20 protein-coding genes are annotated in these 25,820 nt (G+C 39.1%); 16 read left to right on the plus strand and 4 right to left on the minus strand.

Translation table 11 applies throughout. The features are described from left to right. Positions 1-11: 11 nt before the first annotated feature. The 14 genes from MS6x_RS12665 (at position 12) to MS6x_RS12730 (ending at position 16,932) form a co-directional block, all read left to right on the plus strand. Complete coding sequence (locus tag MS6x_RS12665; protein ID WP_482602592.1) at positions 12-1,328, plus strand: TldD/PmbA family protein; 1,317 nt, start codon at positions 12-14, stop codon at positions 1,326-1,328. 81 nt (positions 1,329-1,409) lie between these two features. Further along, a complete protein-coding gene (locus tag MS6x_RS12670) occupies positions 1,410-2,030 on the plus strand; it encodes a DUF4159 domain-containing protein (protein WP_482602594.1) in 621 nt (206 codons plus the stop codon). A gap of 9 nt (positions 2,031-2,039) precedes the next feature. Continuing rightward, positions 2,040-3,047 (plus strand): AAA family ATPase, encoded by a 1,008-nt coding sequence (locus MS6x_RS12675; RefSeq protein WP_482602596.1) that lies wholly within the window; start codon positions 2,040-2,042, stop codon positions 3,045-3,047. A gap of 3 nt (positions 3,048-3,050) precedes the next feature. After that, a complete protein-coding gene (locus tag MS6x_RS12680; protein WP_482602598.1) occupies positions 3,051-3,947 on the plus strand; it encodes a DUF58 domain-containing protein in 897 nt (298 codons plus the stop codon). 1 nt (position 3,948) lies between these two features. Further along, complete coding sequence (locus MS6x_RS12685) at positions 3,949-5,226, plus strand: BatA domain-containing protein (RefSeq protein WP_482602600.1); 1,278 nt, start codon at positions 3,949-3,951, stop codon at positions 5,224-5,226. Beyond that, on the plus strand, positions 5,223-7,448 hold the full coding sequence (locus MS6x_RS12690; RefSeq protein WP_482602602.1) for a tryptophan-rich sensory protein: 2,226 nt from the start codon (positions 5,223-5,225) through the stop codon (positions 7,446-7,448). The genes MS6x_RS12685 and MS6x_RS12690 overlap by 4 nt, the downstream gene beginning before the upstream one ends. Next, complete coding sequence (locus MS6x_RS12695; protein WP_482602604.1) at positions 7,441-9,171, plus strand: hypothetical protein; 1,731 nt, start codon at positions 7,441-7,443, stop codon at positions 9,169-9,171. The genes MS6x_RS12690 and MS6x_RS12695 overlap by 8 nt, the downstream gene beginning before the upstream one ends. A gap of 21 nt (positions 9,172-9,192) precedes the next feature. Continuing rightward, positions 9,193-9,921, plus strand: coding sequence for a type III pantothenate kinase (locus tag MS6x_RS12700; RefSeq protein ID WP_482602606.1), 729 nt, complete (start codon positions 9,193-9,195; stop codon positions 9,919-9,921). Beyond that, positions 9,922-11,214: a BamG family beta-barrel-assembly machinery protein gene (bamG, locus tag MS6x_RS12705; protein ID WP_482602608.1), complete on the plus strand. Its 1,293-nt coding sequence runs from the start codon at positions 9,922-9,924 to the stop codon at positions 11,212-11,214. A 38-nt stretch (positions 11,215-11,252) separates the two neighbouring features. After that, positions 11,253-12,626, plus strand: a complete 1,374-nt coding sequence (locus MS6x_RS12710) for a tetratricopeptide repeat protein (protein WP_482602610.1) — start codon at positions 11,253-11,255, stop codon at positions 12,624-12,626. A 1-nt stretch (position 12,627) separates the two neighbouring features. Further along, positions 12,628-13,233, plus strand: coding sequence for an LPS export ABC transporter periplasmic protein LptC (lptC, locus tag MS6x_RS12715; RefSeq protein WP_482602612.1), 606 nt, complete (start codon positions 12,628-12,630; stop codon positions 13,231-13,233). Beyond that, on the plus strand, positions 13,226-13,432 hold the full coding sequence (locus tag MS6x_RS12720; protein WP_482602614.1) for a hypothetical protein: 207 nt from the start codon (positions 13,226-13,228) through the stop codon (positions 13,430-13,432). The genes lptC and MS6x_RS12720 overlap by 8 nt, the downstream gene beginning before the upstream one ends. Positions 13,433-13,491: 59 nt before the next feature. Beyond that, positions 13,492-14,718 carry a hemolysin family protein gene (locus MS6x_RS12725; protein WP_482607168.1) on the plus strand — a complete coding sequence of 409 codons (1,227 nt, stop codon included), beginning with the start codon at positions 13,492-13,494 and terminating at the stop codon, positions 14,716-14,718. A 93-nt stretch (positions 14,719-14,811) separates the two neighbouring features. Next, positions 14,812-16,932 carry a peptidylprolyl isomerase gene (locus MS6x_RS12730; RefSeq protein WP_482602616.1) on the plus strand — a complete coding sequence of 707 codons (2,121 nt, stop codon included), beginning with the start codon at positions 14,812-14,814 and terminating at the stop codon, positions 16,930-16,932. A 106-nt stretch (positions 16,933-17,038) separates the two neighbouring features. Here the strand turns inward: MS6x_RS12730 and MS6x_RS12735 are convergent, their stop codons facing one another. Further along, entirely contained in the window at positions 17,039-17,947 is a 909-nt protein-coding gene (locus tag MS6x_RS12735; protein WP_482602618.1) for a GYDIA family GHMP kinase, read from the minus strand. Then, on the minus strand, positions 17,944-19,266 hold the full coding sequence (locus MS6x_RS12740; RefSeq protein WP_482602620.1) for a hydroxymethylglutaryl-CoA reductase, degradative: 1,323 nt from the start codon (positions 19,264-19,266) through the stop codon (positions 17,944-17,946). Before MS6x_RS12740 ends, MS6x_RS12735 begins: the two co-directional genes overlap by 4 nt. A gap of 212 nt (positions 19,267-19,478) precedes the next feature. Between MS6x_RS12740 and MS6x_RS12745 the strand changes: the two genes are divergently transcribed. After that, a complete protein-coding gene (locus MS6x_RS12745; RefSeq protein WP_482602622.1) occupies positions 19,479-21,644 on the plus strand; it encodes a S9 family peptidase in 2,166 nt (721 codons plus the stop codon). Positions 21,645-21,676: 32 nt separating this feature from the next. After that, a complete protein-coding gene (locus tag MS6x_RS12750) occupies positions 21,677-23,206 on the plus strand; it encodes a peptide MFS transporter (protein ID WP_482602624.1) in 1,530 nt (509 codons plus the stop codon). Here MS6x_RS12750 and MS6x_RS12755 read toward each other — a convergent pair. Together MS6x_RS12755 and MS6x_RS12760 are read right to left on the minus strand one after the other, a co-directional pair. Next, entirely contained in the window at positions 23,203-25,227 is a 2,025-nt protein-coding gene (locus tag MS6x_RS12755) for a ComEC/Rec2 family competence protein (RefSeq protein ID WP_482602626.1), read from the minus strand. The two genes, MS6x_RS12750 and MS6x_RS12755, sit on opposite strands and share 4 nt — an antisense overlap. 1 nt (position 25,228) lies before the next feature. After that, positions 25,229-25,795 (minus strand): C40 family peptidase, encoded by a 567-nt coding sequence (locus MS6x_RS12760; protein ID WP_482602628.1) that lies wholly within the window; start codon positions 25,793-25,795, stop codon positions 25,229-25,231. Between the last annotated feature and the right edge of the window lie 25 nt (positions 25,796-25,820).

A 25,820-nucleotide genomic window follows, 5' to 3' on the forward strand; every position in this document is an offset into this window, starting at 1 on the left:
AAGAAAAGACAATGGCAATATATACAGAACAAGAAGCTAGAAAAATAATGGAAAAGGCGCTGAGCTTTTCTACAGCAGATGTTTGCGAGGTAAATTTGAGCGGAAGCGAGAGCGGTAACATACGCTACGCACGTAATTCGGTTTCCACGGCTGGACATCAATCCAACCAGACATTAGTAGTACAATCCAGCTACGGAAAAAAATCGGGAACCGCTACAATTGACGAGTTTGATGATGCATCGCTTGAGAAAGTAGTGAAGCGCGCCGAGGAATTGGCCAAGCTTTCTCCTGAAAACTCAGAATTTATGGAACCTTTAGGTCCACAGGTGTACGATGAGGCTATCAATTATGTTGACGCTACCGCTAAAATTACCCCAGAGTACAGGGCAGAAGTGGCCAACAGTAGTATTGTACCCGCAAAGGCCAAAGATGTGACCGCAGCAGGTTTTTTGGATGATTCCTATGGCTTTAGTGCCATGATGAATTCTAAAGGACTTTTTGCATATAACAAAGCTACGAACGTAGAGTTTACGGTTACGATGCGAAGTAATGATGGAACGGGATCTGGTTGGGTCTCTAGGGATTATAACGACATTACAAAGTTTGATGCATCTAGCGCTGCTAATATAGCAATAGATAAAGCGGTACTATCTAGGGAGGCCAAGGCAATCGAACCTGGAAAATATACGGTAATATTAGAACCCGCTGCGGCCGGTGATCTTATTCGTAATATGAGCAGGTCTTTTAGTGCAAGAACAGCAGATGAAGGCCGTAGCTTCATGTCAAAAGAAGGTGGAGGTACTAAAATGGGCGAAAAAATTGTAGATGAGCGGGTTAACCTCTGGTCTGATCCATTACATCCAGAAGTGCCTACGGGAACTTGGAACGGATCGGGACAATCGTTGAAGAAAACTACATGGATAGAAAATGGGGTGGTCAAAAATTTGTCCTATGATCGCTTTTGGGCGCAGGAAAAAGGAGTGGAGCCTGTTCCCTTTCCCGGAAACCTAATTATGGGCGGTGGTGATGCTTCCTTAGAAGATTTGATAAAAAGTACCAAAAAAGGAATCTTGGTGACACGTCTATGGTATATACGGTCTGTTGATCCACAAACCTTATTGTATACCGGATTAACAAGGGACGGAACGTTTTATATTGAAAATGGACAAATTAAATATCCCGTTAAGAATTTCCGTTTCAATGAAAGTCCAATTATCATGTTGAACAATTTAGAGACACTTGGAAAGCAGGTGCGAATAGATGGGAATCTGATTCCATATATGAAAATTCGCGATTTCACGTTCACTAGTTTGTCGGACGCGGTATAGCTCAAACAGAACAACAACATGCTGGTTGTAACTTTTTCGTTGCAACCAGTTTTTCATTAAAATTAATTAGAATTACGGTCTTTGAGCAACGCTTTCTTCTTTACAAGACTACAATATGAATCCGGTGATTGGGATGTGGATCAGCGCATGCCTTCTAATTTGCTAAATTCTCTCGTAGAGTATACGACTTTGAAAGTGGATACAATGGAGAATATTGTACCACTTGCCAACGATGCTGTGTTTAAAAGTCCGTTTTGTTACCTGTCTGGTCATAAATTGGTGCAGTTCACCAAAAAGGAAAGGGAGAATTTTAAAAAATATGTAGAGAATGGTGGTTTTGTGTTTGTTGATGATTGCAACCACGATATAGATGGGCTCTTCGCGAAGTCCTTTGAACGCCAGATGGATGAAATATTTGGTGCGGAAGCTCTGAAGAAAATACCCAATGACCACGAATTGTATTCTATCTTTTTTAAGTTTGAAGACGGACCGCCTGCCACATCGCAGGAACTTAACGGCTGGGGCGATGATTTGGTGCATGAGTATCTCAAGGCTATTGAAGTGAATGGTAGAATTGGAGTATTGTATAGCAATAAGGACTACGGTTGCGAGTGGGACTATGATTTTAGGAACAAACGATGGTATAAAATAGACAACACACGATTTGGAGTTAATATCGTGATGTACGCATTAACCTCTTAAAAGGAGAATATGGACGAAAAGCTTCTAACGGCGGAAAAGGAAATAACGGCACTAACGAAGAAGTTAGGGGTGCTTAAACAAGAAATTGCTAAAGTAATTGTAGGTCAAGAGGAAACGGTGGAGCAATTGCTGATAACTTTTTTGGCAGGTGGTCATGCCTTATTGGAAGGTGTTCCGGGCTTGGCAAAAACCCTCCTTATTAAAACAATAGCACAGGCCATAGAATTAAAATTTTCTAGAATACAGTTTACTCCGGATTTAATGCCATCGGATATCGTTGGTACCGAAATTTTAGAGGAGGACCATACTACGGGTAAAAAATTCTTTAAGTTTAACAAGGGTCCCATATTCTCAAATATCATCTTAGCAGATGAAATCAACAGAACGCCGCCTAAAACACAGGCAGCATTATTAGAAGCCATGCAGGAATTTGAGGTTACCTATTCCGGACAGACCTATCCTATGGACAGGCCGTTTTTTATTCTGGCTACCCAAAATCCAATAGAGCAGTCGGGTACATTTCCATTGCCGGAAGCCCAACAAGACCGCTTTCTATTTTATATTAAAATTGGATATCCATCCGAACAGGAGGAAGCATCTATCTTACAGCGCACTACAGGTTCAAAAAAAGTAACGGTAGAAAAAGCTTTGGATGGTAATGACATTATACAATTACAGAAATTGGTACGAGATGTGCCTATTAGCGATGAACTTATTGGATATGTAAATAGAATTGTAAGAGCTACGAGACCTGAAGCGACCAATAACAGTTATGTAAAAGACTGGGTAAGTTGGGGTGCTGGACCAAGAGCAGGACAAGCAATGATTCTAACGGCAAAAGCTAGAGCTTTACAGGCAGGTCGTTTTTCCGTTACCTTGGAAGATGTGAAAAAAGTAGCGTTCCCCGTATTACGACATCGAATAATTGTCAACTTTAGGGCCGAGGCAGAAGGCATTACTTCGGATTGGGTCACACAAAATTTGTTGGTAGAAACGACCTTGAATCCAAAAGCATAAGAAGTGAAACAGGACTACCGGCAGCTTTTAGAACCTAAGATTATTAATAGCGTTTCTGGTCTAGCGCTCATTGCGCGGGTTATTGTTGATGAGTTTCTAGCCGGGCTGCACGGTAGCAGAAGGGTAGGTCCCGGTTTGGAGTTTAGTCAGTATAGAGGCTATCAATCCGGAGACGATATGCGTTTGTTGGATTGGAAAATGTTGGCGCGTTCCGGCAGATATTATATCAAAGAATCCGATATTGATACCCATGTGGCCGTGAAGTTCATTGTTGATGCAAGTAACTCTATGCTGCATCAGGAAGATGGATTGTCAAAGATGGATTATGTACGGGTTTTAGTAGCGTCACTTGGATATTTAGCGCAGCAACAAGGAGATAAAATAGGGCTCTTTAGTCTTAACGATACACAGTTGCAGATGCTACATCCAACGACACACAAACAGCATTTCAATCGTTTTTTAAACGAATTGATTGCCATTGAAAATAAGGGTAGTTGGCCTAACGATAGAAACGACCTTGCTAAAATTCATCAACGGAATCAAAAGGAATTGTTGTTCGTGGTTACCGATATGTATGAAAATCAAAACGAACTTACCCAGTGGATAACCGAATTGAAAACAGCTAGAAACGAGGTGGCCGTTCTTCAGGTTATGGGTGCCAACGAATTAGAATTTAATTACACGGGAGCTCAGGTTTTCGAAGATTTAGAAACTGGAAAACGTGTAAAAGTAGATGCGAAACAAGCCAAGGAGTCCTATCAAGAGGCTATGAAAGTACATCTGGAAATGGTTAAAAACACTTTTTTATCTAATGGAATAGGTTTTGAACTCTTTAGATGTGATGGTTCTTTGGATGAAGCCTTACAGTTGTTTTTAAAAGAGAGAATTCGACTTGGTTAATATGAGTTTCCTGCAGCCAACATACCTCTGGGGACTACTATTTGTATTAGTTCCTTTAGTCATTCATTTATTTAACAAAGGCGATGTAAAGACCATAAAGGTTGGTAGTGTTCGCTATTTGACCGAGCAGGAAACCAAGCAGACCAGACAAATAAAGCTAAACGAATTGTTATTATTGTTGTTGCGAATGCTCTTATTGGCATTACTGGTTTTGGCCATAACGGGACCCATGTTGCAATCACAGAACAAAAATGTTCCATTAACCTATCTTATTGAGCCTTCCTTGATACATAGTGGTCAAATGGATGCTTTTTTGAAAGAAGCTCCGGAAGTCCCTATGCGATTTTTCGCTAAAGGTTTTCCGACTATGGACAGTGAAAATCTGCAAGATGTGGCCCCAAACTATTGGCAATTGGCACAGGAGTTACAAAATCTGAAGTCGGACAGTATTGTCGTTTTTTCAAAAGCACTTATGACTGGTGTTCAAGGGAGACGTCCGGTAATTCCTCCAACTGTATTTTGGATAGTAATGGATGAGGTTGATACAATAGACAGTCTTATTGGTGCCACCGCGACTAAAGACGGTGCAGTGGTGCATACTATAAAAAGTGATGCAAGCTATACCGATATTCAGCATGCGTTTATTTCAAAGGACAAAATTGCTTACAGTTCTGAAGATAGTATTACAATAGTTCAAAATGAAATCAGTAAGAATATTCCAATATATCTAAAAGATACTTTACGAATTGGCATGAGTTATGATGTTGAATTTTTGAAAGAAAAACTTTTTTTTACCGCTGCCTTTGAGGTAATTGCAGATTACTCCCAAAGGCATCTGGTATTGGAGGAGGCAACCGGTACAAACCCCTTAGGTAAAACCAATTTTGATCTAACGGTTTGGCTAAAAAGAAATGTTCCTCCAAAAATAGAAGGAAAACTACTGCGATATCAAGCGGATACACTAGCGATTAAAAGCATTGAGAAAGCCAGTGAAATAGATTTATTTTATTTAACGCAGCGTCTTACAATTGACCATGTATTAAACGAGCGTTTAACGGCGGACTTATTACAAATTGTAATAACCGCCCCTGTATTGGAAGCAGCAATTAGTTCTTTGGATAAAAGAACACTGCCGGCGCAGGAATTTACACCGGAGGCAAACGATTTTTTAGCAATGGATGCTAAAAAGCAACAACGCAGTATGGCGAATTGGTTTTGGATAGCCGCACTATTAGTGTTGGTGTTGGAAAGGCTTTTGGCTAAATTTAGAAAACAATGATCAAGGCTAAACAAATTGTATACAAAACCCTTCAAAAGTGGCGCTTGTTACGCGCGGCGGAAATCGGCTTTGTGGCTATTGGTTTTGCCCTTTTGGTATATTTTGTTTCGCGGAACGTTTGGATTTCTTGTGTATCGTTTTTAACGATAGGTTTCTTTTATAGCTTGTGGTTAAAACCTTGGAAATTTGGAATAAAAGAGGTCTGTAGGTATTTGGATAACACGGTAAAGGAATTGGAAAATAGTACCTCTTTGCTATTTGCCGATAGTAAGGAATTAAGTCTGTTGGCAAAAATCCAACAATTTCGTATCGCCGAAACCTTACCTGCTAGCAAGAAAAATATATATTTAGAGCATACTGTTGTTAAAAGTCTGGTTATCGCTATAAGTTGTGTAGGTTTAGGAGCATTACTTCATTATTCTGGGGTTATCAACAAAACTGTTTCAACAGAATCTATAGCGCCACAAAAAGACGCGATACTATTTCAGCCGTTGGATACACTTTCTACCGCGGTTGTTCCCCCTGCGGTGAACAGTCAAAAAATTATGATACGCTATCCCGCTTACACGGGCAAGTCGATATTGGTAACTTCAGATATGAATCTAAAAGTATTGGAAGGTTCAGCAGTGCACTGGACAATAGGTTTTGATCAGCCTATAGAGAAAGCGGTGTTTCAGTTTGGGACTGATGAAGTTGATATGTCATTAAATAATGATAGATACACCAATCGCATTAAGGCAGGTGCTTCTGGCTTTTACTCCTTGAAGTTTGTGGATACGTTTCAAAACGCATATCTGTCCGAGCTTTATAGTTTTGATGTCTATAAGGATGAAGCTGCCGAGATAGACATGAACGGCTTACAACAATTCTCGTCGTTTGAGGTGGGAGATTCACAGGAGTTTTCCTTCTCTAGTTCAATTACCGATGATTTTGGTATTGCCGACGTAGCGATTATTGCCACCGTAAGCAAAGGTACGGGGGAGTCCGTAAAGTTTAGGGAGGAACGTTTAGCTTTTGATACGCCGTTTCAAAAATCATCCAAGTCGGCCATACTTCAAAAGAAGATAGATTTAAGAAGTCTACGGATGGAACCCGGTGATGAGCTTTATTTTTATGTTGAAGTAAAAGACAGCAAGGAGCCCAAGGCCAATATAACACGTACCGAGACCTACTTTTCGGTTATTAAGGATACGATGACAGATGCGTTTGCCGTAGAGGGTACCATGGGGGCGGATTTAATGCCAGATTACTTTAGAAGCCAGCGTCAATTGATTATTGATACCGAAAAACTGATTTCGGAAAAACCGACACTAAAGAAAACCATATTCAATTTTAGAAGTAATGAACTGGGATTTGACCAAAAAGCCCTTCGCATAAAATATGGCAAGTTTATGGGTGATGAAACCGAAGCACCCACAGCACCAAAAGAAATTGGTGAAGCCTCCATCCCAGAAGATATGTTGGAGGAATATTCCCATAAACATGATGGAAATAACGAACATAATTTGGTAGACGAAGGCCACGATCATGACCATGATGAAAATAAAGGTAACGCAGCTAGTTCCGAAGAAGACCCATTAGAAGCGTATGTGCACAATCACGAAGACCCCGAAGCTTCTACCTTGTTCGCAAAGTCCTTGCGTAGCATGTTAAAGGACGCCATGTCCGAAATGTGGGATGCTGAACTTTATCTACGGCTTTATGAACCGGAAAAATCACTTCCCTATCAGTATAAGGCATTGAAGTTGATTCAGGAAATAAAAAATAGTGCTAGAATTTATGTACATCGAATCGGATTTGATCCGCCACCAATAAAGGAGGATAAGCGCTTAAGTGGAGAAATAAAGGATGTAAAGGGGTTTAGTAAGACTGAGAAATTAAAAAGAGAGGAAGCGTATCCCAACATAAAAGCTGCCTTGGAGCTTTTGGCATTGGTGCTATCTGCCAACGAAACCTTATCAAAAGAAAATAAAGTTGTTTTGAAGGCTGCTGGAGACGAACTTGCTGTGTTCGCAATAGCCGAACCCGGCAACTACTTAAAAATCCTACAGGGTCTCAAATGGCTTTCAGAATCCGAACAAACAAATATGGCACAAGTAAGTTTGGTGTATACCGGGTTGTTGAATGCCTTGCCAAACCAAAACGCAGTTCCTACCGGCAGCCAGCAGTATGATGGAGAAATTAATCAACTCTTTTTAAAAGCGCTACAAGCCAATGAATAACCAACTTCAATTTATGAATCATGAGTTATGGTGGGTGGCGCTACCCCTTGCTTTTTTGTTGGTTCTATTGTTTGTATGGAAAGAATGGAGGGGAGCATTTGATGGTCGGTTTGTAATCAATAGCCTGGTGGGAATGTTGGCAATGGGAGCCTTGCTATTGCTTTATCTTAGACCAGCACTTCTCACTGAGATTTCTGGAAAGGCAATACTTCTTACCGAAAACTATAGGGTACCTCAATTGGATAGTTTAAAAGCCAAGGAAAAATCAATTCCAATCATACGATATCGCTCAGGGTTGAATTTTTCTAAATTTTTGGATTCAATTAATGAAGTTGTTGTTCTGGGAAATGGACTATCCTCTTATGATTTTTGGCAATTACAAGATGTGTCCACTACGTATCTTAAAGGAGCTGTTCCTAAAGGAATAGTGAAATTAAAGTATGAAAATAGGCTCCAAATTGGGGAGAATTTGTTCGTTAGTGGTTTATATAACCAACCTAGTTCCGGAAACCGCTTGGTACTGGAAACGAATGGCGGACAAGGTCTTGATTCTATTGTCTTGAAGGGCGCTACAGAGCAAGGATTTGAGTTGGAAAGCAATGTAAAGGCAAAAGGAAAGTTTGTGTATCAGCTATCCGAGAAAGACAGCACAGGTGTTACGTTAAATTCAAACCCACTTCCGGTAGAAGTAGTGGAAAAGGAACCATTACGAATTTTTATAATTAACCGATTTCCTTCATTTGAAACCAAGTATCTAAAGAACTTTCTTGCAGAAGAAGGTCATGAATTGGTAGTGCGAAGTCAAATTACCAAGGGCAGGTATAAGTTTGAGTATTTTAATACCGAGCGCCGTCCGGTTTACGGGTTAGCTAAAAATGAGCTAAAGGATTTTGATTTGGTAGTTCTGGATACGGATACCTATTTGGGTTTGTCTAAAAATAGCAAAGAGGTCTTTTTAACATTGATAGAAGACGCAGGTTTAGGGCTTTTTGTACAGCCCAGTGAGAACTTATTCAGGGCTTCTAACGAAATGGTTCGGCTTCAGGTTGAAAGGGATACACGGCAAAAGAACCTAGAAGTTGAAAACATTGTATTGGAAAAATATCCATACAAATTTCTAAACGTAGATTCTAGGGGAATCGTCTTGGAAAATCATTCGTATGTATCTGTTATTGGTAAAGGAAGGTTTAGTACAAGCCTTTTGAGCACTACCTTTCAACTCGTTTTAGATGGGAAAACGGAGACGTATGCTAAAATTTGGACTACAATTATTGCAGCAAGCGCTAGAGATAAAGAAGTATACGGAGCCTTTGAAAAATTGAACGAGTTCTCATTTATTGGGGAGCCGAATTCATTTTCAATACTGGCGGAGGAAGAAAGACCCGAGCTTATTTTGAATGCAGAATACAACATCCCACTCGTAAAAAGTGCGGTCCTTAAAGACAGGTGGCAAGGCAAGACCTATCCTACGTATAAAGGTTGGCACTCGCTTCGATTGGTGAGCGATACAACCGTGTCTAATAATTTTTATGTCATGGACTCCATCTATTGGAAATCAGTCAAAGGTTTAAATATGATAGGTGAAAACAGTCGGTTTTTTGACAAAACGAAAAATGAGGATACTAAAAAAGTGCTATCGGTAGAAATTAGTCAGTGGTGGTTCCTATTTATTTTTCTTGCTTGTATGGGATATTTGTGGCTTGTTCCTAAACTAAAAGCCTGATTGGTTTAATATCTTTGAATTATGAATCTAGTAGTAGACATAGGGAACACCTATATCAAATTTGCAGTTTTTAAAAAGAACGAGTTACTGTTCGATGAGTATTTTGAAGCATCTGCTTTTTTAGAAAAGGTGAAGTCCATTTTCGGGGCATTCCCAACCATTAGGCATGCTATAATAGCTTCGGTAGGAGCGTTGGACGAAAAGGCTTTTGAAGTGTTGTCCCTCTTCTGTAAGGTGCATTTGGCTTCCCAGAATTCTAAAGTTCCTTTTAAGAATAGTTATGCAAGTCCGCAAACCCTGGGAATTGATAGAATAGCCTTAGCAATAGCTGCTTTTTACCAAAACCAAGGAGGAAATACATTGGTTATAGATGCTGGGACCTGTATTACGTATGATGTTGTAAATGATTTTAATGAGTATTTGGGTGGCGCAATTTCGCCTGGTATCAACATGAGGTATAAAGCCATGCATAACCAAACGGCAAAACTTCCTTTATTGGAGAAAGAGGAACCATTAGATATTATTGGAAATGCTACAAACAGCTGCATGCATAGTGGCGTGTACTATGGGGTACTTTATGAAATAGAAGGCGTTATTTCACAATACCAACAGCGATTTAAACATTTAACAGTTATTTTAACAGGGGGTGATAGTCATTTTTTGTCTAAACGACTAAAAAATACCATCTTTGCGGATTCCAAATTCCTCCTTAAGGGGCTTAATTATTTGCTAGAATACAATAAGCATTAGATGATCAAAAAAATTGTAGTTGCAATTGTGTGCATCGCCACCACGGGTTTATACGCCCAAGAAGGAACTGTTTCTCCTTATTCTTTTTTCGGTATTGGTGATTTAAGAAGTACGGGAACCGTTGAAAATCAAATGATGGGAGGTACAGCGATTTATGCCGATAGTATTCACCTTAATCTAAGAAACCCCGCCGCTTATGCCCAATTGGGTTTAAATAATTGGGGAAACGAAAGGAAAGGTCTAGTGGTGTATACAGCCGGGATTTCCAATAAACAATTTCGTTTCAGGGATTTTACTTCTGAAGAGCGTAGCGCCGTAACCAATCTTGATTACCTGTCTCTTGGTTTTAGTTTAGGAAATAGGTTAGGAATGGGATTTGGGATTATGCCCTTTACTGCCGTAGGGTATAATTTTGTAGATGAGCAATTAGGTGGTTCGGAGCCGTTAACCAATATTTTCAATGGTCAAGGCGGATTGAACAGGGTGTATTATTCAGTGGGATATGAGATTATTAAAAATGTGAGCATCGGAGCTACGGTGAACTATAACTTTGGGACTATAGATAGCGAACGCTTACAGCAAGTGGAGAATGTACAATTTGGTTCTTTTGATAGAAAAAATTCCAACATTAACGGTTTCGATTTTAACTATGCAATAAATTACACGCCAGCAATTAGCGATAAATATACCCTACACACCTCCTTAAGAGTAAATACTCAGGGCAATCTTGTGTCCAAGAACGAAAGAAGAATAGGTTCTTTCTCCGTAGCCACAGGTGGTTCTATTGAAGAAATAAACGTAGATTTAGAGGCTCAAAACTTAAGAAATACCGAGTTTAAAATACCTACTACAGCTACAATAGGTTTAGGTTTGGGAGAAGACCAAAAATGGTTTGTTGGCGGTGAGTATAGTTTTCAAGGCTTAAGTGATTTTGAAAATGCTTTTTTAGGAGTGCAGAATATAGTTTATAAGGATGCTAGTTCCTTTGCTTTCGGGGGATTTATTACACCGGACAGCGGTTCTTTTTCTAGCTACCTAAACCGCGTTACCTACAGGGCTGGGCTTCGATTTGACAAGACCGGAATGGTGGTGAGTGATGTGGATATAAATAATTTTGGCATAACTTTTGGAGTTGGACTACCACTTGGACGCAGTTTATCTAATCTTAATTTAGGTTTTGAACTTGGAAAGAGAGGAACAACAAGGGCCAATTTGGTAGAGGAAAGTTATTTAAAGATCAACGTAGGGCTTTCGTTAAACGATCGCTGGTTCCAAAAGAGAAGAATTAACTAAAAAATATTTAGTACATTAACCACTTTAAACTTAACAAGATGAAAATGAAAATTTACTTCACGGCAATTATGTTCCTAGGAATGATGGGGGTAAGTAATGCTCAGGCACAAAACCCCGAATGTATGACCAATCTGTCTATTTTTTCGGAGCATGCAAAGGTTAAAAACTATGATGCGGCTTATGAACCATGGAAAATGGTTTACGAGACTTGTCCTAAATTAAATTATGCTACATATTTCTATGGTGAGCGTATCTTAAAGCAGAAAATAGAAAAAGCACCTGCTGCTGAAAAGGCAGCTTTTGTTCAAATGTTGTTAGATGTGTATGATAACAGATTACAATACTATGCATCCAAAACAAGTGTAGCCGAAACGGATATCGATAAAGCTATGTTGATGACCGATGAAAAAATGATCGATGACGAGAAGATGTACGGCATGTTGAACGATGCATTCGTTAAGGACAAAAAGAATTTTACGAATCCGAAAGCCTTGTATCTTTATTTCTCAAGTTTGGTAGACTTGCACAATGCAGGTAAAAGAGAATTACAGGAAGTTTTTGATGTGTATGATGAGGTAACTACTAAAATTGAAGAGGAGAATGATGCCATAACGGTAAAAATTGGAAAGTTGTTACCTAAAGAAGAAGCGGGTACCTTAACTGCTAAAGAAAAACGGGCGCTAAAATCATATAATTCGTATTCGGAAAATTACGGTAAGATTGGCGGAAGTATAGACTCTAAGTTAGGAGCGTTAGCAGATTGTAGTAACCTTATTCCCTTATACGAAAAGAATTTTGAGGCAAGAAAAGGGGATGTTAAATGGGTAAAAGGAGCCGTTTCTAGAATGTTTAGTAAGGAGTGTACGGATGACGACCTTTTTGTAAAACTGGTTGAAGCGCAAAAAAACTTGGATCCATCCGCAGATATCTTTGTTTATCTTGGTACGCTTAAAATGAAGGGTGGAGATTCTAACGGAGCAATGACGGATTTTGATAAGGCCTTAAGTTTGGAGACGGATGGTGCTAAGAAATCTAAAATAGCTATGAAAGTAGCAACGATTAACAAGAGAAAAGGCAGTAAATCTACTGCACGTAGTTATGCGCAAAAAGCAATTGATGCCAACCCGTCCAATGGTAGAGCTTATTTATTAATTGCAAACTTATACGCATCTAGTGCTAACGATTGCGGTACTTCTTCTTTTGACAAGCGTGCGATGTACTGGAAAGCAGCGGATATGGCCTCAAAAGCGGGAAGAGTCGATCCTTCGATACGCTCATCTGCAAACCAAGCGGTTGCAAGTTACACGGCAAAAGCACCAAGCAAAGAGATGATTTTTAGTTCTGGTATGGCAGGAAAGACAGTTACTTTTTCTTGCTGGGTAGGTGGAAGCGTAAAGGTTCCTAACCTGTAAGATGATACAATCTTGTTTAGATAGTTTCAAAAGCATTGCCGCGATTTGTATCGCGGCAATGCTTTTTTCTTGTCAAGATGGTTATAAACGCGTTGGTGATGAGGCTGTTAAGACTATTGTGCCACAGGGAATTGCGCATGATTTTGTGCTTACTTATACAGAAATACCGGAAAAAATAACTTCTGAAGACTTTGGTTCTACAAAAGTGGTAGCGGTGCTTTCGGGTCCGGTGAGAAAGGATTTTGAAAACTTAAATTTTCCACATCAGACATTTCCCGAAGGCTTGTTGGTAGAAATTTTTAACGAAAAAAATGAACGCACTACTATAGAAGCGGAACATGGCATTTTCTATTCTATTACGGGAGTTGTAGATTTAAGAGGGAACGTAATAATCAAATCCGAAGATGGTAAGAAATTAGAAACACCGCAATTGTACTATGATCGCACCAATGAATGGGCGTTTACCCAAGAAAAGTTTAAATTTACCAATCCGGAAGACGGGACGGTCATGGATGGCAAGGGAATGGATATAAAAAAAGACCTAAGTGTAATGAATGCTCATAAAACATTTGGGTTAATGCTTATAAAAGAGGAAAAGGATGATTAAGATTTTAAGATATACCGAGTATTTATACATTATCGTAGCTATTTTTTCGATTTATCGTAGTTTTTCAGACTGGAATACAGATCGGTCTATGGCGTATATTTTTATCTTTTTCGCTGTCGTATCCACTGGTATGTTTTTGTTTAGGAGAAGTTATCGTAAAAAGTTTGAGCAACGAAACAAGGATAACGAAAACCAATAGTGGAGCCAGACATCATCATTATTATTCTTTCCCTTTTTTTTTCCGCTTTTTTTTCGGGAATGGAGATTGCATTTGTTTCGGCAAATAAAATTCATATAGAAATTGAAAAAAAGCAGGAAGGGATTTTAGCCAAAGTGCTTACCAAGCTTACCAAAAAGCCTTCGAAGTTTATTGCCACTATGCTCATTGGCAATAATATCGCCCTGGTTATTTACGGTCTCTTTATGGGGGAGCTGTTGATGAACTGGTTTTCGGGATTAGCACCCGAAAGTACTTTTTTAAGACTACTATTAACTGATTTTGCCTTGCTCTCCCAAACCATTATATCTACGGTCGTCATTCTTGTTACGGCGGAATTTCTTCCAAAGGTTCTGTTTCAGATCTATGCGAATAGCTTACTAAGACTGTTGGCTATACCAGCTTATATCTTCTACATTGTATTTTCTTTGATATCCGAGTTTATCATTGGGGTATCCGATTTTATACTAAAATATGTATTCCGTACCCCTGGGGACGATGTACAGTTAGCGTTTAGTAAAATAGAACTTGGGGATTATATTACCGAGCAAATGGAGACGGTAGAAGAGGAGGATGAGGTAGATTCGGAAATACTGATATTTCAAAATGCCTTGGAATTTGCGGCAGTAAAAGCTAGGGAGGTAATGGTGCCAAGAACTGAGATTATGGCCGTAGAATTGCACGAAACACCTAAGAACCTGGCAAAACTATTTACCGAAACTGGGTATTCGAAAATCCTTGTTTTTAAGGATACGGTAGATAATGTTATTGGCTATGTTCATTCTTATGAATTGTTTAAAAAACCAAAGACCATAAAAAGTATCCTCCTACCGGTAGAATTTGTTCCGGAGACTATGCTTATTCAGGATATATTAAATGTACTGATAAAAAAAAGGAAAAGTATTGCCGTGGTTTTGGACGAATATGGGGGTACCTCCGGTCTTATGACGGTAGAGGATATTGTAGAGGAACTATTTGGAGAGATAGAGGACGAGCATGATAGTACCGATTTAAGGGAAGAACAGATAGACGAAACACATTTCTTCTTTTCGGCGCGTTTGGAAGTCGACTATATTAACGAAAATTACAAGCTTAATTTAGTTTCCTCGGATGAATACGAGACCTTGGGCGGGATGTTGGTACATCAACTGGGTGAGATTCCAGAAAAAGAAGCAGAAATTCAGATAGATAATTTTAAGTTTACCATCATAGAAGTCTCAAGTACCAAGATAGACCTCGTTGCCCTGGAAGTATTGTCCTTGGACTAATTCGTTTTAATACTATAATTTCCAGTGTTTTTAGTTTTTATTATTTCAATTAAAAATGGTAATTTCGCCACCTAATTTTTAGTATACCATAGCATGGCAGTTTTAGAAAATATAAGAAAACGTACTACGGTTTTGATCTTGATTATTGGTCTGGCCTTGTTTGCATTTGTAATTTCCGGTGTTTTTACCAGTAGCGAATTTGGTGCTGGTGGTAAAATAGGGTCTTCCGTGGCGGAAATTAACGGTAACGAACTTTCAATAGACGATTTTAGGCAAAAAGTAGAGGTTGCTTCAAGAAGAATGGGGCCAACAACCTCTTCTTTGCAGGTGATGAATCAGGTTTGGGACCAAGAGGTTCGCAATAGTATTCTTGGTGAGCAGTTTGGTGATTTAGGCATCGGCATAGAACAGGATCAAATTGTTGATTTTTTGGAAACGGCAGGCTACGGTCAAAATCCTCAGTTTCAGGATGCGAACGGCATGTTCGATCCAAATTTGTTTAGACAAACTGTGATGGACTGGAAAGTAAATAATCCACCACAGTACGAGGCATGGTTGCAGACAGAGCAACAAATCGTGCAAATGGCAAAGGAGCAAACCTATTTTAACTTGGTAAAAGCAGGTCTTGGAGCTACCTTAAAAGAGGGGGAATTAGATTACAAGTTGGCGACCGAAAAAATGGATATTAAATATGTACGTGTGCCATACAGCAGTATACCGGATAGCACCATAACCATTAATAAGGATGAGATTGCAGCTTATGTTCAAAAGCATAAGGAAGATTATAAGCAAGAAAAGTCAAGGGACATACAATTTGTATATTTTGAGGAAAAACCTTCAGAGGCAGATGACCAAGCAGTAAAGGCGGCGGTCGCCAAATTGTTGGGCGATACCGTAGAATATAATGCACAAACCGATCGTAATGATACTATTAAAGGTTTTAGAAATACTACGGATATGGCCGCATTCTTGAGTAGATACTCAGATGTACAGTTTGATACGGTATACAAAGCCAAAAAGGAGTTGCCATCAAGCGTAGCCGATACGTTGATGAGTTTACAGGTAGGTGAGTTATACGGTCCTTATAAGGATGGTGGTTCCTACAAGATTACCAAGATGATGAACAGAAAGCCGAATGGTTCCGTAAAATCCAGTCATATTCTAATCACTTACGAGGGAGCTACTCGGGCTAATCCGGAAATTAAAAGAACAAAGGAAGAAGCAGAGGAAAAAGCCAAGGAGCTTTTTACTCAAGTAAAGAACAATGTAGAGGAGTTCACTGCGTTTGCCAGGGATAATTCAGATGGGCCTTCTGCTCCGCAGGGGGGTGATTTAGGATACTTTCAGGAAGGGAGTTTGGCTACCGAGTTTAATGATTTTATTTTTTCCAATCCAGTAGGTAAGGTAGGATTGGTAGAAACGGACTTTGGTTTTCACATTATTAAGGTAGATGATAAAGAGGATGTAGTGCAATTAGCAACACTTTCAAGAGAGGTTGTTGCCTCTGAAGAAACCACGAATGCCTTGTTTACAAATGCAACGAAGTTCGAGATGGAAACCATTGCGAATCAAGACGAATTTGCTAAAATTGCGAGTAGCAATGAGTATTTTGTAAGGCCGGTAAACAGTATAAAGGAATTGGATGAGAATTTGCCAGGTCTTGGATTGCAACGTAATGTAGTCCAGTGGGCATTTAACGAGGATACCGAACTGGGTGATATAAAACGTTTTAACATAAACAATGGGTATGCAGTTGCCCAGGTTTCAGGTAAGTACAGGGAAGGTGTAATGGCACCTGAAGATGCTTCTACAACCGTACTTCCAATTTTAAGAAAAGAACGTAAAGCGGCGCAAATTATCGCAGCTGGCAAAGGTAAGGCTATGGATGCTTTTGCAAAGGATAACAATGTTTCCGTTTCTACTGCATCTGCATTAACCGTAAAATCCCCGACTATTCCTGGTGCAGGAAGCGAACCAATGGTAGTTGGTACGGCGTATGGTATGGCAGTAGGTGAAACCTCTGGATTGTTAGAAGGCAATACGGGCGTTTTCATGATAGAGCTTACGCAAAGAACTGAAGCTCCAAAATTGGACAACTACAGTACGTATGCAAATACCTTAAAAAATAACTCCGCTAATAGGGCCAATACTGCAGTGTACAACGCATTAAAAGAAGGTGCTGAAATAGAGGACAAAAGGGCGATATTCTATTAGCACTTGACAATACGATTTCTAAAAAAAGCCTCCAATAGTGGAGGCTTTTTTTATGTTCAATTCAAATTGGATTCGAAGTTTCTATTTAAAATAAGTTGTTTTCCAATTATAGAATCATATCTGAATAGGGAATAATCGTAGTGTATCCTTTGATTTTGAAGTAATCTAAGGTGTTTTCCCTTGCAGTGACCATTACGAAATCACCGCCCCAACCTCCTAGGCTTTTAATACTTCCTTTATAATCGGGAAACAGCGCTTCTTTTATAGCGGTAACATTCAAGGCATCGGAAAGTACTTGTTCATGAAGATTTAGGAGTGTTTCAAATTCACGCAAAGTGCTTGCCGTAATTAGAGAATTGGTAATCTCCGATATTTTAACAGTTAATTTTTGTTTATCAATTGACTGTTCTCTGTAGGCCGATATGGCCTCCCTACTATTTTTTTTCTGGTTTAGGTAAACGAAGTAAAGTTGGTCAGAAAAGGAAAGTAGGGGACTTGCCCTCCTAATCTTTGCCTTGGATTTTTCAATACTAAATATAATCGGATGCTTGTGCTGGGCACAGGCAATATCATAACCACTGCCTCCAAAGGTATTTTTAAGTAGGTCATAGGGGTCAATTTTTGCCCACTGCGCTATATTATTTATTAAGGTAGACGAGGTTCCTAGTCCCCAATTTCTAGGAAAAGTGAGCTGTGTCTGTACAACACATCCATCAGAGCTACTAAGGAACTTTGGTTGTAGTACTCTTACCTGTTTTAAAATGTGCATCAGGGTTTTAGATATATTCTCATCGGATGAAGACAGTTGTCTAAAATCAGCTACATCATAGCTCCCACGAAACCATGTGCTTTTATCGGCATCAAAACTTTGCCATAGAAGGGTTCCGTTGTGAGACTGGGTTATCTCTAGACTTTGCCCAAATTTAGTTGGAATGGCCCATCCTTCCGCACCATCTAAAATGGCATACTCCCCAGAAATTAATAATTTCCCATTGCTATAAAAATAATCTGTCATAATGGGTTTCTCAAGTGCTCAAGAGCCTTTTCAACAGTCCTATGGGTGACCGTATTGGTTTTAAAGTGCGTTATTAGTTGTTCCTTTTCCGAAGTATTTGCATTTAATTGGTTTAACATATTCAATAAATGCATTTTCATATGGCCTTTCTGTATTCCTGTAGTTACCAATGAGCTTACTGCTGCAAAGTTCTGAGCGAGCCCCGCAACGGCGATGATTTGCATTAATTCCTTTGCAGATGGATTTTTTAATATCTCCAGATTAAGTTTCACCAAGGGGTGCAACTTCGTTAAGCCGCCAACCGTTCCCAATGCCAAGGGCAGTTCAATCCAAAATTTAAAAATTCCGTCTTTGATTTCTGCATGGGTGAGACTGCTATAACTCCCATTTCTGGAAGCATATGCATGTACGCCTGCCTCAATGGCCCTAAAGTCGTTGCCGGTTGCGAGCACTACCGAATCAATACCGTTCATAATACCTTTATTGTGGGTTACTGCGCGGTAAGGTTCTGTCTTGGCAATGGTAATGGCCCGTATCATTTTCTCGGCAAACAGTTGAGGGGAAATATCTGTGGAAAGTATCAGCTCTTTAATAGGACAACTTACCGATGCGGTTACTAAGCAATTTGGAACGTAGTTGGATAGAATACTCATCACCACTTCTATCTCCTTTTCATTTTCTGTAAAAGCTTCATAGCTTAACGCTTGCGCTTTTAAAGTAATTGCAAATTGTTCCAAACAACTATTAATGAAGTTGGCGCCCATGGCATCCTTGGTTTCAAATGTGCAGTGTAGTTGGTAATAGTTGGCTAGATCCTTTGTTTTGTCGCGTAGTTCAATGGTAGCGATACCACCACCACGTTTAACCATGCTATCTGTCAAGTGTTCGCTATCTCGATATAGTTTTTCTTTTATCGTTTTGAAGAAAGAGTCAAGTTTCTTAAAATCGCCCTTAAATATAAAATGTACCTGTCCTACCTTTTCCGTTCCTGATACGGTTGCCGTAAATCCGCCTCTTTCCAACCAAAATTTTGCTGCCTTGCTTGCTGCTGCTACCACCGAGCTTTCTTCGATGGCCATGGGAATAGCATATAAAGTGTCGTTAATCAAAAAATTTGGGGCAATACCCAAAGGCATATATAAATTGGTGATGGTATTTTCTATGAACTCATCATGTAGTTGTTGCAACGTATCATCTTGGTTCCAGTAGGTTGCCATTAGTTGTTTGGATGCCTCTGGGTCTTTGGTGTAATGGCTTGTTATCCAAGCTATTTTTTCTGCTTTGGAAAGTTTTGAAAAACCAGCTATTGGGGTCGTCATGTAGTTTCGTTTCTATATTTGTTCATCGGTGTACAAGGCAATTACCGAAGATTGTACGCTTATCTTGGAAAAAGAAAATGTAAAGATAATGATATTGACTAGAATTGAAACATCGATTCCTTGTCTGCAAAAGGACGTCTTTTTTCTTGTATTTCAAGGTTTTTTATAGAAATAGTGGTAAACTTGATAGCTGGAACCAAATGTTTCTTTTTATGCGAATTTTATACCTTTCCTTAATTATAACGCTTTGTTATAGCCCATTGCTTACCGCTCAGAAAAAGCAGATTTCTGTTAACGATATTTATACTGGTGAATTTAGGACCAAGAGTATGGACGTTTTACGTTCCATGAAAAACGGAAAACAATATACCATTCTAAACAAGGATACAAATCGTGGTTTGGTTTCCGTAGATCTTTATGATTATAGTACTTTGGAAAAAGTAGAAACCATAATATCTACAGGCGATGTAGCTGGTTTAGATAATTTTACGTCCTATAGCTTTAGTGAAGACGAAACGAAGTTGTTACTGGCTACAGAAGTAGAATCTATTTTTAGGAGGTCTACATTGGGTATTTTCTACGTGTATGATATCGCTTCACAAACAATCGTGAAAATAAATGATGCGAAAATACAAGAGCCAACGCTTTCTCCTGATAACGCGAAGGTTGCCTATGTACGCGATAATAATTTGTTTTTGATGGATTTGGCCAGTGGACAGACCACAAAAGTAACGCAAGACGGTGTAAAAAATAGAATTATAAATGGAGTAACGGATTGGGTATATGAAGAGGAGTTTTCATTTGTAAGGGCTTTCGATTGGAACGTGGATGGTACTACTATTGCTTTTTTACGATTTGATGAAACCAACGTGCCAGAGTTTTCTATGGATGTTTACGGAACCGATAAATATCCCAGTCAGCATGTATTTAAATACCCAAAGGCCGGTGAGGACAATGCAATAGTGAGTTTACATACCTATGACGTGGGAAGTGGAGAAACAACTAAAGTAAACTTGGGAGATGCGTATTATATTCCAAGAATAAAATGGATGAACGATAAAAACTCCTTGAGTGTGCAGACGATGAACAGGCATCAGAACCAATTAAAGTTTCATTTGGTAGATATAAAGGCGGGAAATGTTTCCCTGTTACTCGAAGAAAAAGACAAGGCCTATGTGGATATCCATGATAATCTAACTTTTTTGCCCGATGACAGTTTTATCTGGACGAGCGAGAAGGATGGCTGGAACCATATTTACCTGTACAATGCTGACGGTACATTAATGAACCAAGTAACAAAAGGCGACTGGGAAGTAACCAAGTATTATGGTTATGACCAGAACGAGGATAAAATTTACTACCAATCTACCGAAAATGGTTCCATAAATCGTGGGGTTTACAGCATTGAGAGCAACGGAAAGAAAAAGAAGGCATTAGCTGTTGAGGAAGGTCATAATTCAGCTAGTTTCAGTGCAGATTTTACTTATTTCATCAACAACTACTCAAGTGCAAAAACACCTCCCGTATACACCTTACATAGGGCGCTTACCGGAAAAAAGGTAACCGATATATTGGATAATTCGGCCCTGTCTACAAAGTTGCAGGGGTATGAGATAAGTCCTAAAGAGTTTTCTACCATCAACATTAATGGTAATGAGTTGAATATGTATACGATAAAACCTGCAGATTTTGACCCATCTAAAAAATACCCCCTGTTCATGTACCAGTACAGCGGGCCTGGGTCGCAAAATGTATCCAATAGTTGGATGGGAGGTAACGACTACTGGCACCAATCATTGGTTTCTGAAGGCTATATTGTTGCTTGCGTAGATGGCAGGGGAACAGGTTTTAAAGGAAATGATTTCAAGAAAGTCACCTATCTTAATTTGGTAAAATACGAGACCGAAGATCAAATAGCGGCCGCTAAAAAATTGAGTGAACTGGACTATATAGACGAAATGCGTACAGGAATTTGGGGATGGAGCTTTGGCGGACACATGTCTACCAATTGTCTGTTGAAAGGTAATGATGTGTTTGAAATGGCCATTGCAGTGGCACCGGTAACCTCGTGGCGTTTTTACGATACTATTTATACCGAACGTTTTATGCGTACACCGGAAGAAAATCCGAGCGGCTATGATGATAATTCGCCTTTTAATTATCCCCAACTACTGAAAGGAGATTACTTGCTGGTTCATGGTTCTGGAGACGATAACGTGCACGTGCAAAATACCATGCGCATGATAGAGGCCTTGGTACAAGCCAACAAACAATTTGATTGGGCTATTTACCCGGATAAAAACCACGGCATCTACGGGGGGAATACCCGTATTCATTTGTACACAAAAATGACAGATTTTGTGATGTCGAAACTATAGTCAACCTATTATTACCAGCTAAATTCAATACTATGACAGAAATGAAACCAGCACCTCAAAAAGAACTTTTTGGACATCCAGTAGGATTGTTTTACCTATTTTTTGCGGAATTATGGGAACGTTTCAGTTTCTATGGTATGCGTGCTTTGCTTACGCTTTACATGATTAATGTAATTTTTGAAAAACTAGTTGAAAGAGATTTTGCTACAGCTGCAGTTTACGCATCTTATGGTTCTTTAGTTTACGCATCTACCGTAATTGGAGGAAAAATATCAGATCAAATTTTAGGGATGAGAAACTCTATTTTTTTAGGAGGTATTTTAATGTCCATTGGTCATTTTGTTTTAGCAATAGAAAATGACATAGCATTTTTCTTGGCTTTATCATTAATAATTGTGGGTAATGGATTTTTTAAACCTAATATTTCTACATTCGTTGGAACGCTTTATCCTTCCGGCGATCCTAAAAAAGATTCTGGGTTCACTATTTTCTATATGGGTATTAATATTGGTGGATGGGTAGCTCCACTATTATGTGGTTGGCTTGCAGCAAAATATGGCTGGCACTATGGTTTTGGTTTGGCAGGAATAGGAATGCTAACTGGGCTGGTTGTTTTCTGGAGCGGCATTAAAAAGAATGTTTTTGGAGACAGGGGACTACCACCTTCTAAACAAGTAATGGAAAAGAAGATCTTAGGTATTAAGCAAGGAATTCTTGTCCCTGTTTTAACTGTTATATCTGCTCCGATGATTGCCTTGTTATTAGCGTCTTATAAATCTATAGCAACTGAAGGGATTTTTGGAGGACAGAATATTGTAAACGTAATCTTCAAAGGGATAGGGATTGCAGTATTAGCCTATTTAGCTTACGAAATGTATAAAGCTACTTTAGATGAAAGAAAAAAGCTATTTGTAGCAGTGCTCATTACCGTTTTTATGACTGTCTTCTGGGGTTTTCATGAGCTTTCAGGTAGTGTGATAACCTTATTTGCGGCTAGAAATATTGATTTAGATGGTATTATGAGTGCCGCTCAAACCAATTCACTAAACTCAATGTGGATAATCATTCTTGCCATTCCAATATCCATGATGTGGACTTGGTTGAGTAAGAAGAATTCAAATCCGCGAACACCCTATAAATTTGGATTAGGATTACTTTTTGCTGGTATTAGCTTCTATGTTCTAGCAATTAGTGGTGAAAGCGCTAATGCAAATGGCCTAGTGCCTTTTGCATATCTGTTGTTAATGTATTTCTTGTTGTCTATAGGAGAGTTGTTTATGTCTCCTGTTGGGCTTTCTAAGATTACAGATTTATCGCCTAAACGTATAGTGGCCTTTATGATGGGTGTTTGGTTCTTATCTTCTGCTTTTGCGTTTCAGATAGTAGGCTTTATAGGAAAACAGCTAGCTATAGAAAGCACGGATAAAAATGTTGGTGGTTTTGAGACACTTACTGTATATACAAACGGATTTGACTTAATCGCAAAATACGCTATAGTTGCTGGTATTCTTGTTTTGGTAGCGTCGCCTCTGATCAAAAAGTTAATGGGAAAAGTACATTAATCTTTACCGTTGAAAACATAGTATCCCTTCTCACCCGTATAGTGAAAAGGGATTTTTCTTTTTAGGCAGGTAGCTTTCCATCGTTCTATATAACTGGTATAATTACTTCCATCAGCAATAATTTGAGTTGGATTTGTAGTGGTTATAAATCTGTCCAAATTGATTTTTGGTGATTGGGTAAGTAAAACCGTTTCAACTTTTTTTTCTGATGGATAAATGCCTAAACTATCCAAAACCAAGAATAATTTTCCTTGAACCGAATAACTATTCGCTATCGTATCATGGCGCACTGTTCTTATACGTTCACCAACTTTCATATCGGTAATAGGATTTTCTTCGGCATTGCTATTTGAAGTATATACTTTGGCTTCTGTACCTATTCTTTCCACAATAATGGTATTCTTAGTTTGATGCAGTACCAATACCTCCGATTTTTGAGATGATTCATACATTTTATACAAGGTGTAACTTTGAAGACACAACAAGCTTATTAGAAAGAATGACAAGCGTTTGTAATTCAATTGTACTAATAGGAAAATCAGTGTAACAATGAGGAAGTAGGTGAATAGTAATTGGAGTCCATCAAACGAAATATCCTTGAAAATGAAATCTTCTTGTTTTGCCACCCAGGCAACAATAGTGTTCATGTAGGAAATCATTTCATTAAAAATCCAAGCAAGATGCGTTGGGAGTTGGTTGATGAGCGACAGAAATATGACTATAATCCCCATACCCAAAATAATACCCAAAGCCGGAATAATGAGTAGGTTCGATACAAAAAAAAGACCTGGAAATTGATGAAAATAGAAAAGGCTGATCGGTAGAACGCCTACCTGAGCAGCAACACTTACCGATAAAAGCTGCCAAACATAACGCAAAGGTTTGGATTTGGGATACCATAATTTCTGCAATATCGGATAAATCCAAACTATGGCTAATACAGCGGCATAGCTCATTTGAAAACCGACTTGAAACAGCAGATTAGGATTAATGAACAAAAGAATAAAAAACATAGAAAGCGCAAGAATGTTAAAGGTGTTACTGGGCCTGTTTAAGTACAGGGCGTAGGCTACAAAGCTGAACATGGTACAGGCTCGTACGATAGAGGCCGATAATCCTGCCAAAAATGCAAAACCCCATAACAGGAGCACAGTAAGCAGTAAACTTATTTTCTTGCCATGGGGAATATATTCCAAAGGGCGTAATAGAAATTGCAATACAAGTAGTAGTATGCCAATATGTAAGCCGGAAAGGGCCAAGATATGTACGGCTCCGGCGTTTTTATAATTGTCATAGGTTTCCTTGGAAATATCGGTGCGCCGACCTAAAAGTAAGGCCTGTATGACGCCTATTTCTTCTTCCCCGAAACCTTCGTTCTTCAATTTTTCTATAATGTGATTTCTTGCGCTGGCAGCAATCCCAAAAATAGTTCTAGAAGGGTGTGCTTTTTTGTGATAGTTGTTCGCTTTTAGTCGAACTTGGTCATAAATACCCAACTTCCCTAGATAGTTCTTATAACTAAATTGATGTGGATTTAGTGCTGGCCTGATAGCAGATAATTCAGCTATGGTATAGAGTTCGTCATCTACCGATAAAGAGGTTAAGCTGTCTTCGAGAGACTGGCTAAGTATTAGTTTTCCTGTGGCAAAAGAGCTGTCAATAGCTGTGATTTCTGCAATATAACGCTCCGAAAATCCAGTAGGCTTTAAAACTTCTTTAATTTTCAAACTCCAAACGGACACTTGAGTGAAGTTAAGGTTGTTGTAGTGAAACTTGTGTTGTTTGGGCTGTGCCCTTAAAATGATAAATGCACCCAATACAACTGTTGTAAGGCTGGTAAGTAATCCAAACCAACGGGATTTGGTATTCGTTTCGTAGCGATAAAGCACGCCAAGACTTGTTAAAGATAAAAGTGTAAGAGTTAGGGCAATGTTAGGATCAAAAGGAAAATAGTGCCCCAGCAGGATACCTATAATAAGTAGTAGCGTAAGTTTAATTGGGACGAACGCTAGTAATTTCACCTTATAATATTCTAGTCGCCTTTACAAAAGCATTATTCCAAAAACCTTCTGTAAGGGAGGAAACGGTTACCCCGCGTGACGTGGAGGCATGTATGAATTTAATTTCATCTCCTTCCACTTTTACCACCATTCCAACATGGTTGATGCGTTTGGCCCGTTTTTTAGTCTTAAAGAATAGCAGATCACCTTTTTCAACATCTTTTATCCTTATTTTCTTTCCTTCTTCGGCCATGTGAATCGATGTTCTTGGAAGTCGCACATCGTGTTCTCCAAAAGAGACGTAAAGGAGACCGGAACAATCCATTCCCTTTCTGGTAGTGCCACCAAATTTGTAGCGTACACCTGAGAAGGTAAGTGCGGTATTGATTACATTATCGGCCTTCGTGCCAGTCTTTGTGACAGGTCTGGATTTTTCTATAATGGGTTCAGGTCGCTCCGCAATACCTCTTCTTGCATTGTCTGCGGCGGCTACAGAAATTTTTCTTTCGGTATTCGTTAAGCTTGTCTTTTTGCTGCTTCCGCAACTGATAAGTACTAAAATTAGAAAAAGAACGGAGAGTTTTTGCATGTTTTCAAGGGTCTTATTACTTGAA

It is taken from the genome of Maribacter sp. MS6 (assembly GCF_056839185.1).